Origin of the sequence: Pseudarthrobacter sp. PS3-L1, from assembly GCF_030063285.1 — a bacterium.
Lineage (GTDB): Bacteria > Actinomycetota > Actinomycetes > Actinomycetales > Micrococcaceae > Arthrobacter.
Genome location: NZ_JASISU010000002.1, coordinates 284,022 through 298,044, shown reverse-complemented (window position 1 = coordinate 298,044; position 14,023 = coordinate 284,022). Strand labels below are relative to the sequence as shown.

The following is a 14,023-nucleotide window of genomic DNA, read 5'->3' as shown; positions in this document are numbered from 1 at the left end:
GGAAGGCACCAAGGATGTGCGCGAAGACTACTGGCGCTGTGCTTCTTCCTGGGCGGTAACGCCCAGGGCCAGCCGGAGTTCAGTCTCCCGCTGGGCCATGCCGGAGCGGACTGCATCAGCGAAGTCGTAGACACTGTCGGTGACCCTGCCCGCTGCCCTGTTCAGCCCTTCAGGACCAAACTGCTGCTGCTTCTGCGTAACTTTGCGGAAAGCGATCACGCCAATGGCGATTCCGATTCCCATCCAGACAATTCTGTTCATGGTATTTTCTCCAGGTCGCTAGCGGCTGCGGCGGCCGGCGGCCGGCTTCTTGCGATTGCCCATGGCCTGGCGGACGCCGAACGTGAACGCAGAGACCTTGATCAGCGGTGAGCCGATTGTGGCCGCAACCAGCGCTGACAGTGCTGAAATGTTGGCTGAGGCATCCGAGACGTTGGATGCTATCCCATCAACTTTTTTCAGCTGAGCATTGGTGGTTGTGACGGTGGCTGTCACTTCATCCATCAGGGGTGTTGCGCCGTCGCTGAGGGACCTGATGGTGGTCCGAACCTCATCAAGCACACGCCCAAGCTTAACAATGGGCACTGCCAACAGCAGGACCAGGAGTGCAAAAACTCCAGCGGCAATCAGGCCGGCAATATCGCCACCAGACATAAGCGTTCTTCTCCTTGAAACTTTCGTGGAACTCTCGGGACGGCGCGTGCCTAGACTGCTCGTTGCGCGCTTCCCCAAAGTACCTTACAGACAAAGAAGCCCGCGGCAAGTGCCACGGGCTTCCTCGATATAGCTGGTGTTGCCTAGCGTGCGTAGAATTCCACGACGAGCTGCTCTTCGCAGGTCACGGGAACTTCCGAGCGCTTGGGGCGGCGCACCAGGCGAGCCTGGAGAGCCTCGAGCTTGACGTCCAGGTAGGCCGGAACGGCCGGGAGGACATCGCGGTGTGCACCGGCCGCAGCAACCTGAAGCGGTGCCATGGTCTCGCTGCGGGTGTGAACGTGAACCAGCTGGCCCTCGCCGACGCGGAATGACGGGCGGTCCACGCGGACGCCGTCAACCATGATATGGCGGTGGACAACAAGCTGACGAGCCTGTGCGATGGTGCGGGCGAAACCGGCGCGCAGCACGAGGGCGTCGAGACGCATCTCGAGGAGCTCAATCAGGTTTTCACCTGTCAGGCCCTTGGTGCGGCGAGCTTCTTCGAAGGCGCGTGTCATCTGCGCTTCGCGGATACCGTACTGGGCGCGCAGACGCTGCTTTTCGCGCAGACGTACGGCGTAGTCGGAATCCTGCTTCTTGCGGGCACGGCCATGCTCACCGGGGCCGTACGGACGGCGCTCCATGTACTTGGCGGCCTTGGGGGTCAGAGCAATGCCGAGGGCACGCGAGAGGCGTGCGGTACGGCGAGCACGAGTGTTGTTAGCCACTTGTGTCCTTCCACTATCTGCGGTGTTTATGTGTTACTGGCCTCCACGATGGAGAGCATGGGCCAACCGCTGCCTTTTGCTACGGGGCGCAGGTATCCACTGCTCTTATCCAAGGGAGAGGAGAAATGGCGTACTTGTGCCTTGCCAGACGAGTACCAACATTACCACGCTGGCTCAGTTTCCCCTGATGATCCGGCGGAGTCGTTCCAGTCTGGGCTGGATGTCCCGCTCTGCACCGTTGAGCGTGGGCTGGTAGTAATCCTTTCCCACAAGATCATCCGGAGGGTACTGCTGGGCAGCAACACCGTGGGGCTCGTCATGGGAATACACGTATCCCTTGCCATGGCCCAGTTGCCCAGCACCCGGGTAATGCGCGTCCCGCAGGTGGGCGGGAATCCCATTCCCCAACCCAGCACGAACGTCTCCGATGGCTCGGTTGATTCCCATGTAGGCGGCGTTGGACTTGGGTGCGGTGGCCAGGTGGACCACAGCTTCGGCCAGAATAATCCGGCCCTCCGGCATACCGATCAGCTGGACCGCCTGCGCAGCGGCAACGGCTGTTTGCAGGGCCGTGGGGTCAGCCATCCCCACGTCCTCGGCGGCCGAGATTACTATTCGACGGGCCAGGAAGCGTGGATCTTCACCCGCTTCGAGCATGCGGGCCAGGTAGTGCAGCGCAGCGTCGACGTCGGAACCCCGAATCGACTTGATGAAGGCACTGATCACGTCATAGTGCTGGTCACCAGCACGGTCGTAGCGGACAGCAGCAGCGTCTACAGCCTGCTCGGTGTGCTGCAGTTCAAGCGTGAGCGGCTCGTCTGGATCACGGAGCGTACCTTCAGCGTCACCGAATGCCACGCCGGCGGCAGCTTCGAGGGCGGTCAGCGCCCTCCGGGCATCACCCCCAGAGAGCCGCACCAGGTGTTCGAGTGCCTCGGGAGCAAACCTGACTGTTCCGTCGAACCCGCGTTCATCGTCCACAGCGCGTTGCAGCAGAAGCTCAATGTCCTTGTCGGTAAGCGGCCGGAGGGTCAACAGCAGAGACCGCGAGAGCAGGGGTGAGACCACGGAGAAGGACGGATTTTCGGTGGTTGCGGCCACCAGCACCACCCACCGGTTTTCGACGCCAGGCAGCAGGGCGTCCTGCTGGGCTTTGTTGAACCGGTGGATTTCATCAAGGAACAGCACCGTCGTGGTCCGGTAGAGATCACGCGCGGTCAGGGCTTCGTCCATGACCCGACGGACGTCTTTGACCCCTGCAGTAATGGCGGAAAGCTCAACAAATTTCCTGCCGGTCCCGCGGGCAATGACATGGGCCAACGTGGTTTTCCCCGTCCCCGGCGGGCCCCACAGGACAAGCGAGGAAGGACCCGCTGGGCCACCTGCCGCGGCGCCCGCTGCCAGCTGGCGCAGGGGTGAGCCCTGCCCCAGGAGATGCTGCTGGCCCACCACTTCATCGAGGTTTTTGGGCCGCATGCGTACGGCCAAAGGTCCACGCTGACTGCCCGACGCAGTACTTTTCCGTCCGGTCGGCACCGACGCTGAAGCCTCGGGTGCCGGATCCTCGGACGGGTCGCGCAAAATACCGGGTTCTGCACCAGCGTCGTCGCCTTGATGGTTTTTTTCTGCATGCTCCGGAGGCTGGTCTGGCCCTGTCAGCGGCACCTGGCCAAAGAGATCTTCCACATGGATAGGCTACTAGCTGGGCCGTCGACGGGCTGCCCGTCGCCAGCAAAAGGATTCCTGTGACCGACCACCCCCTCCATCCCGCCCGGGCCGTCCGTGTAGCGTTCATTTCGGGCGCCCGCCTGCAGGGGTGGTCACAGCGGTTTTCGGAGGCCCACGGTGCCCTTGGCATCAGTGATGATGACGATGGGGTCCGGCTCACGGCCGCCGATGGTGCAGAGGCTCTCCTCAAGGCCCCGTGGCCTGCCGACGGGCGGCCCGGACGCGGGGCTGACCATGTGGAACGCCTCGCGGTCCTGGCCAGCCAACCCCGAACCCTTGCCCTGCTCCTGGTCAGGCGGGGAGGTTACTCGGTGGCCGTGGTGCGGAGCGGCGAGATCCTCGCGGCAAAGTCTGGCACCCGCAGTGTCCAGTCCCGCAGCGCCGCACGTGGCTCTGCGCAGAAAAAGTCCGCGCGGCGTCGCGAGGAACAAGCCGACGGGCTTGTCGGGGCAGTCGCGGCGCACGCGGCCATCGTCTTCGCTACCCAGCAGGTTGAATACGTGGTTCCGGGCGGGGACCGTACCCTGGCGGAACTGACCCTGGCCCGGCCCGAACTCTCCCGGTACGCTGCCGTACCCCGCCTTGCGGCACTGGATGTGCCCGATCCGCGTCCTGCGGTGCTCCGAAAAGCAGCTCTGGATGCGTGTGCCGTGCGGATTCAGGTCACCGATCCGCCGTCGTGAGCGGTCGGCTGCGCTGGCGTCGCGGGAACGGTGCCGACGTCGCGGGAACGCTCCCGCGGCCATGATCCTGCCCCGCGAACTCAACGGGCGGGCAGCGAGGGGAATCCTCCAGGGTCAGTGCCGGTCAGCAGCCCGTCAGATGACGCCGGGGCCGTTCCTGCCGGTACACGTATCCCCCGTTCTCAACGAACCCCAGGCCGCGGTACAGCTCCTGCGCTCCATGGTTCGCCGCTGTCACCAGAAGCCATACGCTGGGGCAACCCCGCTGCTGGGCCGCTGCCACCAACGCCTCGGTAACGGCCAGGCCATAGCCCTGCCGTCGATGGCCGGGATGGGTTGCCACCGCATATATCCCGGGCGTTCCGCCAGTGAGGGCAAGACGTCCGACGGCGGCAACCCCACCGGCAGCGTCACGCACCAGGGCGTAGAGGGATTCACAGCCGGCAAGGATCCCGGCAGCCACGGGCAATGCCTCCGCTCCCCCACGGCCATCCACACGCCACCAGAGATCGAGCCATTCTGCGGAGGCCGTCGTATCGAACTCCACCCTCGAAGGACGGCCGGCGAGGATTGAATGGTTCACCGCAGCTTCATTGATACCTGGAACCTGGATATTTGTCCTGGCAGCGTCCTTCTCGCTTGCTGTGCTGTCCAGCAACTTCTCCATAATCAACGTGCGGGACTGACGGGTAAATCCGCGATTGTCCAGGGCGTCATGGAGTTCGCGCTGGTCAGCTCCATCACTGATCTGGAAAATCACCGGAAGCCGCCTGAGCCGGTACCAGGCCTGTGCTTGGGCCACGGCCAGGTCGATATTGGCGGAAGGGGTCCGCGGCCAGATTGAGTTGGCCCGCTGGGTGACTCCCCCGGTGGCCCGCAGGACCCAGGAGCCCGTATCGTGGCGTTCCGCCGCTGGCCAGGCCTGATCCATGAGGACCTCGATCTGATCCACGCCTGCTGCCTCCACTTCCGCGGTCTCTCTTCCTGAAACAGGGCGCCACTTCTACGGATCCTCGTGGGCCCAAAGCGCAGAACAGCTGCTCCTTCCAGGAACAGCTGTTCTGCGATGTGGCGTTACGGTGCCTTCGCTACTTCCCGGGCACCGCGACTGTCGCTGTCACAGGAGCAGCCGTCTTGGGCTCCGGACGGAAATCGACGCCAGCTTCCTTGCGCTGCTGGGCCGTAATGGGCGCCGGCGCTGCCGTCAACGGATCGTAGCCTCCACCGGACTTGGGGAACGCGATGACGTCGCGGATGGACTCCACACCGGCCATCAGGGAGACAACGCGGTCCCAGCCGAATGCAATGCCACCGTGGGGAGGCGCGCCAAACTTGAACCCTTCCAGAAGGAAGCCAAACTTGGTCTGGGCATCTTCCTTGGACAGGCCCATCAGCTCAAAGACCCGCTCCTGGATGTCACGCTTGTGAATACGGATGGAGCCGCCGCCAATTTCGTTGCCGTTGCAGACAATGTCGTAGGCGTAGGACAGGGCCGACTCCGGATCCTTGTCGAACGTATCCATGAATTCTGGCTTGGGCGAGGTGAACGCGTGGTGCACGGCTGTCCATGCGCCGGCACCAACAGCCACGTCGCCCGAGGCGACAGCTGCGGCTGCGGGTTCAAACATGGGCGCGTCGACAACCCAGCAGAAAGCCCAGTCTGCGGGGTTGATCAGGCCGGTACGGTGACCTATTTCCACGCGGGCGGCACCAAGGAGCTGGCGGGCTGCTGATTTCTCGCCGGCAGCGAAGAAGATGCAGTCGCCCGGGTTGGCACCAACGGCACCGGCCAGGCCAGCCCGTTCGGACTCGGTGAGGTTTTTGGCTACGGGGCCTGCAAGCTCGCCATCTTCCTTGAACAGAACGTACGCAAGGCCCTTGTGTCCACGCTGCTTGGCAAATTCCTGCCAGCCGTCAAGGGTACGCCGCGGCTGGGAGGCCCCGCCTGGCATCACAACAGCACCTACATAAGGGGCCTTGAACACGCCAAAGTCCGTGTCCTTGAAGAATTCAGTGAGTTCCGTCAGCTCTACGCCGAAACGCAGGTCCGGCTTGTCTGACCCGAAGCGGGCCATGGCATCTGCATAGGTGATGCGTTGGATCGGGGTTGGGATCTCGACGTCGATCAGCTTCCAGAGTGCCTTGACCAGGTTTTCACCCAGGGCAATGATGTCGTCCTGGTCAACGAAGCTTGCTTCGATATCAAGCTGGGTGAATTCCGGCTGGCGGTCTGCGCGGAAGTCCTCGTCGCGGTAGCAGCGCGCAATCTGGTAATACTTCTCGAAGCCACCCACCTGGAGGAGCTGCTTGAACAGCTGCGGGGATTGGGGCAGCGCGTACCAGGAACCCGGCGCAAGGCGCGCGGGTACCAGGAAGTCACGCGCGCCTTCCGGCGTCGACCGCGTCAGGGTCGGTGTCTCGATTTCAACGAAACCGTCCTGGTGGAGCAGGTCGCGGGCAATCCTGTTGGCTTCCGAGCGCAGGCGCAGGTTGCGGCTGGGACCGGGGCGGCGCAGGTCCAGGTAGCGGTGCTTCAAGCGGGCTTCCTCGCCAACTTCCACGTGCTCGTCGATCTGGAACGGCAACGGATCGGACGTGTTGAGGATCACCACGTCCTCGGCGATCACCTCGATGGCACCGCTGGCCAGGGCCGGGTTCTCATTGCCTTCGGGACGCTTGGAGACAGTTCCGGTGACCTGCAAAACATATTCGTTGCGGAGACCGTGGAACACCTCTTCCTCCCGCACAACAACCTGTGCAACCCCTGAGGCGTCACGGAGGTCCACGAATGCGACACCACCGTGATCACGACGGCGGCCCACCCAGCCTGCCAAGGTAACGGTCTGTCCAATGTGCTCGGAACGCAAAGCTCCGAGGTCATGTGTGCGCAGCACAGGATGCCTTCCTGAAGGGAATATGTGAGAAAAGTATTGCTGACGCGCCGACGGCATCTGCCCGCGGAACGTCCCGATCGAGTTTACCCGTGGTGGAGCCTAGGCACCGCCACGGGCCACACGAACCTAGGCGCCAGGACGGCTGGTTACCTGAACGGTGAGGTCCTCCGGTGCCGGCGACCAGGTTGCCGGGTCGGCTTCCTGCTGTCCGCCGGACCGGATGTCCTTGACCTGGTGTGTACCGGCGTCGTCCGTGAACCACACAAAGGGGATGCCACGGCGGTCCGCGAACTTGATCTGCTTGCCGAATTTGTCCGCTGTGGCCGCCACCTCGGTGGGTATTCCCCGCTTACGCAGTTGGGCAGCAACGTCCTGGGCACCGCTCCAGGAATCCTCGGAGCCCAGGGCAACCAGCACGGCAGTGGGAACGCTCCGCGAAGCCCGGGCAAGGTCCTGGCTCAGGATCCGGGCCACCAGGCGAGTCACACCAATCGAAAGGCCCACGCCCGGGAACGTCCGGTTGCCCTTGGTTGCAAGCGCATCGTACCGGCCGCCGGAGCAGATGGAGCCAAGTTGCTCGTGGCCCACCAAGACTGTTTCCACCACCGTGCCCGTGTAGTAATCCAGCCCCCGGGCAATACTGAGGTCCGCGACCACTTTCCCTGGCGCACGCTGCACCACTGCCGCAATCACCTGTTCAAGCTCGCTGAGCCCCTCCTCAAGGAGCTCGTTTGTGACACCGAGTGCCCGGACCTGGGCGACAAAGGAGGTGTCAGTGGTGCGGATCTGCGCGAGGGCGAGGGCCGCTGCGGCCTGTTCTTCAGATGCACCAAGCTCGGACCGAAGCAGGCCAGCGACCTTGGCGGCACCGATCTTCTCCAGCTTGTCGATGCAGCGGAGAACTCCGGCCGTGTCCTCAAGCCCAATTCCTTGGTAGAAGCCTTCGGCCAGCTTGCGGTTATTGATCCGGAGCAGGAAGTCCGGGATCGGCAGCGCGCCAAGGGCCGCTGCGATGACCAGCGCGATCTCAACGTCATAGCGGAACGGCAAGACGCCATCGCCAACCACGTCGATGTCGGCCTGGGTGAATTCCCGTGCACGTCCCTCCTGCGGGCGTTCGCCACGCCAGACCTTCTGGATCTGGTAACGGCGGAACGGGAACGCCAGGTACCCAGCGTTCTCCACGACGTAGCGGGCAAAAGGAACAGTCAGATCAAAATGCAGGGCCAAAGAGTTCGGATCCTGCTTGGCGGAAGCCGCCGCGGGACTTCCCGCGTCGTCCTGCAACCTGCTCAGGCCATAGACCTCCTTGTCGATCTCGCCCTTGCGCAGCAGCTGGCCAACAGTCTCGACCGCGCGCGTCTCGATCGAGGAAAAACCATGCAACTCAAAAACCCTGCGCAGCGTATCGAGCACATGCTGCTCCACCAGACGCTCCGCGGGGAGCAGCTCGGGAAATCCTGACAGGGAGGCGTTGCGTGCCATGGTGGAAAATCTCCTCTAGAACGGCGTGGAAGTCTCGGCGTCCGCCGGGCCCACAAGGCCCGGCTGGGACACTGAGATGCATGTGGCGCATAAACTGTGTGCGGCAGTCAGTTTATGCGCTCCCTGCCGGCATTGCAGAACGCCGGCCCAACCTTCAGGAGGACCCTTGGCGGCGAGTTCACGCACCACGCGCGAAGCAAAACGGCGGATCCAGCAGATGGAGGCGAAGCGTGAACTGCGCAAGAACCAGGCTGCGCGACGCAAGCGTGACAATACAATCGCCGTGGCGGGTGGCGTCGGAGCGCTGGCCCTTGCAGTGATATTGGGGTTCACGGCCTTTGCCAACAATCCGACCGCGGCCGAATTTGCGGCAGCTGAAAACGGCCTGACGGAAACACCCGCCCCTGCCGTTTCGCTACCTCCCGTCCCTTCTCCTGACGTTGCTGCCGGGAAAACGCTGACCGGGGATTTGGTACTCAACGGCAGCAGCATGGCCGTAGAGCTTGATGGCGACAAAGCCCCACAGGCCGCCTCAGTACTGAAAACGCTCAGTGATGCGGGTTTCTACAACGGGCTCAGCTGCCACCGGCTCACCACCGGCGATTCATTTGGTGTCCTACAGTGTGGGTCCCAGTCCGGAAATGGTGCGGGAACTCCGGAGTTTTCATGGGGACCCATCGAGAACGCCCCAGCCAACAACATCTACCCCGCCGGGACCATCGCCATGGCGCGCGCCGGTGACGCGAACAGCAACGGAACCCAGTTCTTCGTCACCTACAAGGACACCACCATTCCGGCCGATGCAGCGGGTGGATATGCGGTAGTGGGTCGCGTAACAAATGGACTGGACGTTGTGCAGTCCATTGCCGACGCCGGGCTTGCTCCCGCAGCCGATGGATCACAGGGCGAGGACGGCGCGCCTGCGCAACCAGTCACGATAGACTCGTTCACACTCAGTTAGGCATACCGGCCTGCCGGCTAGCTGGGTGAGCGAGCACTTCCCTCCGAATGAAAGACTTTTAGCGGTGACAGACAGTCAGCAATCCGACGAAACAGCAGCGGCAGCAACAGACCAGGTCCAGGCGGCTCCGGCAAGCCAAGAACCTAGCACTGACATTGCTCCTGCGGCTCCAGCCAGCAACTCGGCTGAGGTAGCCGCAGTACCCGCTGCAGAGAACGACGCCGAAAGTGCGCCTGAAGCACAGGAACAGGTAGTTCCCGCCACGGCCGCTCCGACGCCTGCACCCGCCCGTCCGGCTGCGCCGTCCCCTGCTGCTTTCGCGGCCCGGCCCAAGCCAGCAGCTGCTGCTCCGGCAGCCGCGGCTACCCCAGCTGTGGCTGCCACCACGTTGGCGGAGGCTGCCCGCTGGGGTCGCGTGGAGGGTGATGGCCACGTTTTTGTCACCATCGACGGCGCCGAGCAGTCAGCTGGACAGTATCCGGGTGTCAGCGACGACGAAGCGCTGGCGTACTTCGCGAGGAAGTTCGACGACGTTCTGGCCCAGCTCGTGCTGCTTGAGCAGCGCGTCAGCTCCAAAGCACCCAGTACCGATATGCAAAAGGCTGTCACTCACCTCCGCGAACAGCTTGCGGCACGCACCATGGTGGGAGACATCCTGTCCGCTGAAGCTCGCCTTACGGCTCTTGCCGAACAGGTCAGTGTGTTGGAGCGTGGCGAAAAGGCAGAACACGATGCCGTCCGCGCTGCAGAACTCGCCGCACGCGAAGCGATTGTTGCCGAGGCTGAAGAAATCGCCGGTGCCGATCCTGCACAGGTGCAGTGGAAAACGTCCAGTGCACGCATGGCTGAGCTTTTCGACGCCTGGAAAGCAGCACAGAAGAGCGGCATCCGCCTGGGTCGCAGCAACGAGGACGCTCTCTGGAAGCGTTTCCGGTCGGCCCGGACAATCTTTGACCGGCACCGTCGCGCCTACTTCTCCCAGCTGGACAGCAACAACGCCGTTGCAAAGACAGCAAAGGAAAAGCTCATCACCGAGGCGGAAGCGTTGTCCTCCTCAACGGAGTGGGGCTACGCCGCTGGGGAATACCGCCGTCTGATGGATGACTGGAAGGCCGCTCCGCGGGCCAGTCGCAAGGATGACGACGCTCTCTGGGCGCGATTCCGCGCCGCGCAGGACGTCTTCTTTACGCACCGCCAGGCAGCCAATGAGGAGATCGACCAGGAGTACTCTGCCAACCTGACGGTCAAGGAAGCCCTGCTCGAGGAAGCCAAGACCATCCTTCCAGTCAAGGACCTTGCAACTGCCAAAAAGCAGCTGCAGTCCATTCGTGAACGGTGGGAGGACGCCGGTAAGGTGCCGCGGGCTGACATGGGCCGGATCGAGGCTGGTCTTCGCAAGATCGAAGATGCGGTCCAGGGCGCAGAGGAGGAAAACTGGCAGCGCTCCAACCCCGAGACAAAAGCGCGCACCAACAGCGCACTCTCGCAGCTTGAGTCAGCCATTGCGGGCCTGCAGGACGATCTCGCGGCTGCCGAAAAAGCCGGTGACCAGCGCAAGATCAAAGCTGCGCGCGAGGCCCTGGAAGCCCGGCAGGCGTGGCTGGATACCATCCAGCGCTCGGCGAGCGAACTCTCCTGAGTTGACCGCGTAAGGTCAGCACCTGAACAGGTCCCACTCCGGTTTTCCACATTGCCGGGGTGGGACCTGTTGCCGTTAAGCCCTGGCACGGCAAGATGGCGGGATGGATCCTCGCAGAAGCGCTTGCACCCCGCGCCAACCAGCGGACGCGTCAGTGGCGCAAATGACATCGTGGGCGCCGTTGGTCCCGGGGTCGTTGATCCCGGCCGGGGATCTCCGGCCCCTGGAGCTCTATACGCCAGGTGACCTGTTCAGCTGGCCGGAACTGCAATCCCTGTGCTCCGACGGGATCCTTGCGCATCTTTTCCGCGATGCCTATCTGCTTCCGGGACAGTCGCCCACTGCCTCCTTGCGGGCCAGGGCTGCCGCACGTGGAGTTCCAGCCAGCATCAGGCGCCGGGTAGTAGCTGGACGCATGACTGCGGCGTGGATTCACGGCTGCAGCCCGCCTCCAGAACGGCTGGCGTTGCTGGTGGATTCGAATCACCGCATCTCCGCATTGCGCGCAACCCGGGGATGTACCCTCCATCAGGTCACCCTCGGCCGTTGCGATGTTGTCAGCCTCGGCGGATTGATGGTTTCAAGTCCCTTGCGGACCGCTGTGGACCTTGCGTTGCATGTCCCAGCGGAGTTTGCTGTCCCGGCCCTTCAAAAGCTTCTGCAACGCCGACAGGGCGACGTCCGTCTCCGCTTGCTGGAGCTAGCGATCTCGACAAGCCCACGGTTGCCGCACAAAGTTGCCGCCCTGGAGAAGCTCGCCGCCTCAGCTGCGGCGCTGGTTACCTGTGGTGCGGTAGACGTCGAAGACTCCGTCAATGCGCCGGACAGCGTTCAGGACATGGTGCAGGTACTTGGGGTCCCCCATCTCAAAGGCGAACTTTGAAATGGCCAAGCGATCCGTGGACGTATGCACACTGGCCGCCAGAATATTTACATGGTTTTCAGAGAGTATCCGGGTCACGTCCGACAACAGCGATTTGCGGTCCAAGGCTTCCACCTGGATCTCGACCAGGAACACGCTGGCCTGGGTGGGTGCCCATTCAACGTCCACGATCCGGTCCGGCTTATCAGTGAGGTCGCTGATGTTGGTGCAGTCTGTCCGGTGCACGGAGACACCTGACCCTCGGGTGACAAAACCAAGGATCGGATCTGGTGGCACTGGAGTACAGCATCGTGCAAGCTTTACCAGGACATCATCAACGCCCCTGACCATAACGCCCGAATCGGACGTTCGTGTCTTGGTCACCTGGGTGGGCAGGTTCGTCTCGCTGATGTCGTGATCTGCGAGGTCCTTGCCGCCCACGCTGTCAACGAGCTTCTCCATGACAGACTGTGCCGACGTATGGCCGTCGCCCACCCCGGCGTAAAGGCCCGAAATGTCGACATACTTAAATTCTTCGGCCACGCTGGCCAGCGCCTCGTGGGTCATCAGCCGCTGAAGTGGGAGATTCTGCTTGCGCATGGCCCGGGTCAGCAGGTCCTTGCCACGGTCAATGGCCTCCTCGCGGCGTTCTTTACTGAACCACTGGCGGATTTTGTTCCTGGCCCGCGCGCTTTTGACGAAGTGCTGCCAGTCCTGGCTGGGTCCGGCCCCCTCAGCTTTTGAGGTGAATATCTCAACCCAGTCGCCATGGTTGAGTTCACTGTTAAGCGGAACGAGTTTTCCGTTGACACGTGCGCCAATGGTCCGGTGCCCTACCTCGGTATGGACGGCATACGCAAAGTCAACGGGCGTTGAACCAGCAGGCAGTGCCATGACTTCGCCCTTGGGCGTGAAAACAAAGACCTCTGGCGCGTTGATCTCAAACCGCAGGGAGTCCAGGAATTCACCGGGATCTGACGTTTCCTGCTGCCAGTCGACAAGGGACCTGAGCCAGCCCATGTCCCCGTCGCGGGGGCTACCGGGCCCAACGGCTGTCCGGTTGGGTTGATTCTTATATTTCCAGTGGGCGGCAACACCATATTCGGCTCGCCTGTGCATCTCATGGGTGCGGATCTGGATCTCGACAGGCTTGCCCCCTGGACCAATCACAGTGGTGTGGAGGGACTGGTACATGTTGAACTTGGGCATGGCGATGTAGTCCTTGAACCGGCCCGGAAGTGGGTTCCACCGCGAATGCATGGATCCCAGTGCCGCGTAGCAGTCCTTGACCGAATCCACCAGGACGCGCACGCCCATCAGGTCATTGATGTCGTCAAAGTCTTTGTCCCGGACCACCATCTTCTGGTAGATCGAGTAATAGTGTTTTGGCCGCCCGGTAATTGTTGCCTTGATTTTCGCAGTGCGCAGGTCCTCGGTGATCTGGTCGCGGACCACGCTGAGGCTTTTCTCGCGTTCCGGGGACCTGTCCCCCACCATCCGGACTATCTCTTCATAGACTTTGGGATAAAGAGCGGCAAAAGAAAGATCTTCAAGCTCCCACTTGATGGTGTTCATGCCCAGCCGGTGCGCCAGCGGTGCGAAGATATCCAGGGTTTCCCGGGCCTTCTTGGCCGAGGACGCCGCTGAGACAAAACGCCAGGTGCGGGCATTATGCAGCCGGTCCGCAAGTTTGATCATCAACACGCGAATGTCCTTGGCCATGGCCACAACCATCTTGCGGACCGTCTCAGACTGCGCAGCATCGCCAAAGCTCACTTTGTCGAGTTTGGTGACTCCATCCACCAGCATGGCGACTTCCGGGCCAAAATCCCGTTTGAGGTCATCAAGTGTGTACGACGTGTCCTCAACGGTGTCGTGGAGCAAGGCGGCTGCAAGGGTGGTGCCACTGAGGCCAAGTTCGGCCAGAATCGTGGCCACGGCGACAGGATGGGTGATGTAGGGATCGCCCGACTTGCGCTTCTGCCCCCGATGGCTGACTTCGGCAACATCGAAGGCCCGCTGAATGAGGTCAAAATCTTCTTTGGGGTTATTGGCCCGCACCGTGCGTAGCAGAGGTTCGAGTATGGGCGAGTAGGTAGCCCCTCCCCTGCCCGTCAGGAACGCCAGGCGGGACCGAGTCCGTTCCCGTCGACCAGGAAACGTGGGACGCGAACCAGAATTGTCCACGGGAACCAGCGGTGATGGGCCGGCAGGCGAGACGGTTCCTGGGCTTGTGGAAGGTGCAACCGTCGCTTCAGTTACTGCGGCGGCGCTTTCTCCCGCGACTGGCACTGAACTTGCACGCTCTTCCACTGATGCACTCCTCATGGCCGATTAGATATCCCAG

At 62.6% G+C, this 14,023-nt stretch carries 13 protein-coding genes; 5 read left to right on the top strand and 8 right to left on the bottom strand.

Annotated elements, in window-relative coordinates:
* Positions 1–27 precede the first annotated feature (27 nt).
* From QMG79_RS05830 to QMG79_RS05815, 4 genes are all read right to left on the bottom strand, one after another.
* On the bottom strand, positions 28–261 hold the full coding sequence (locus QMG79_RS05830; protein ID WP_283537639.1) for a hypothetical protein: 234 nt from the start codon (positions 259–261) through the stop codon (positions 28–30).
* An 18-nt stretch (positions 262–279) separates the two neighbouring features.
* Positions 280–654, bottom strand: a complete 375-nt coding sequence (locus tag QMG79_RS05825; protein ID WP_283537638.1) for a DUF948 domain-containing protein — start codon at positions 652–654, stop codon at positions 280–282.
* Positions 655–797: 143 nt separating this feature from the next.
* Complete coding sequence (rpsD, locus tag QMG79_RS05820) at positions 798–1,424, bottom strand: 30S ribosomal protein S4 (protein ID WP_283537637.1); 627 nt, start codon at positions 1,422–1,424, stop codon at positions 798–800.
* Between the two features lie 174 nt (positions 1,425–1,598).
* Positions 1,599–2,900, bottom strand: a complete 1,302-nt coding sequence (locus QMG79_RS05815) for a replication-associated recombination protein A (protein ID WP_502934717.1) — start codon at positions 2,898–2,900, stop codon at positions 1,599–1,601.
* A gap of 269 nt (positions 2,901–3,169) precedes the next feature.
* On the opposite strand from QMG79_RS05815, the gene QMG79_RS05810 reads away from it, so the two are divergent.
* Positions 3,170–3,835, top strand: a complete 666-nt coding sequence (locus tag QMG79_RS05810; RefSeq protein ID WP_283537636.1) for an acVLRF1 family peptidyl-tRNA hydrolase — start codon at positions 3,170–3,172, stop codon at positions 3,833–3,835.
* 124 nt (positions 3,836–3,959) lie between these two features.
* Here the strand turns inward: QMG79_RS05810 and QMG79_RS05805 are convergent, their stop codons facing one another.
* The 3 genes from QMG79_RS05805 to hisS form a co-directional block, all read right to left on the bottom strand.
* Positions 3,960–4,787 (bottom strand): GNAT family N-acetyltransferase, encoded by an 828-nt coding sequence (locus QMG79_RS05805; RefSeq protein ID WP_283537635.1) that lies wholly within the window; start codon positions 4,785–4,787, stop codon positions 3,960–3,962.
* Between the two features lie 136 nt (positions 4,788–4,923).
* Positions 4,924–6,729, bottom strand: coding sequence for an aspartate--tRNA ligase (aspS, locus tag QMG79_RS05800; RefSeq protein ID WP_283537634.1), 1,806 nt, complete (start codon positions 6,727–6,729; stop codon positions 4,924–4,926).
* A 126-nt stretch (positions 6,730–6,855) separates the two neighbouring features.
* Complete coding sequence (gene hisS / locus QMG79_RS05795; protein WP_283537633.1) at positions 6,856–8,214, bottom strand: histidine--tRNA ligase; 1,359 nt, start codon at positions 8,212–8,214, stop codon at positions 6,856–6,858.
* Positions 8,215–8,380: 166 nt separating this feature from the next.
* Between hisS and QMG79_RS05790 the strand changes: the two genes are divergently transcribed.
* From QMG79_RS05790 to QMG79_RS05780, 3 genes are all read left to right on the top strand, one after another.
* Positions 8,381–9,175 (top strand): peptidylprolyl isomerase, encoded by a 795-nt coding sequence (locus QMG79_RS05790; RefSeq protein WP_283537632.1) that lies wholly within the window; start codon positions 8,381–8,383, stop codon positions 9,173–9,175.
* Positions 9,176–9,239: 64 nt separating this feature from the next.
* On the top strand, positions 9,240–10,814 hold the full coding sequence (locus QMG79_RS05785; RefSeq protein WP_283537631.1) for a DUF349 domain-containing protein: 1,575 nt from the start codon (positions 9,240–9,242) through the stop codon (positions 10,812–10,814).
* A 163-nt stretch (positions 10,815–10,977) separates the two neighbouring features.
* Entirely contained in the window at positions 10,978–11,697 is a 720-nt protein-coding gene (locus QMG79_RS05780) for a type IV toxin-antitoxin system AbiEi family antitoxin (RefSeq protein ID WP_283538011.1), read from the top strand.
* Here QMG79_RS05780 and QMG79_RS05775 read toward each other — a convergent pair.
* The gene (locus QMG79_RS05775) at positions 11,578–13,737 is read right to left on the bottom strand and encodes a RelA/SpoT family protein (protein WP_502934703.1); all 2,160 of its coding nucleotides are present in this window, start codon (positions 13,735–13,737) and stop codon (positions 11,578–11,580) included. The two genes, QMG79_RS05780 and QMG79_RS05775, sit on opposite strands and share 120 nt — an antisense overlap.
* 100 nt (positions 13,738–13,837) lie before the next feature.
* On the opposite strand from QMG79_RS05775, the gene QMG79_RS05770 reads away from it, so the two are divergent.
* Positions 13,838–14,014 (top strand): hypothetical protein, encoded by a 177-nt coding sequence (locus tag QMG79_RS05770; RefSeq protein ID WP_283538050.1) that lies wholly within the window; start codon positions 13,838–13,840, stop codon positions 14,012–14,014.
* Positions 14,015–14,023 lie beyond the last annotated feature (9 nt).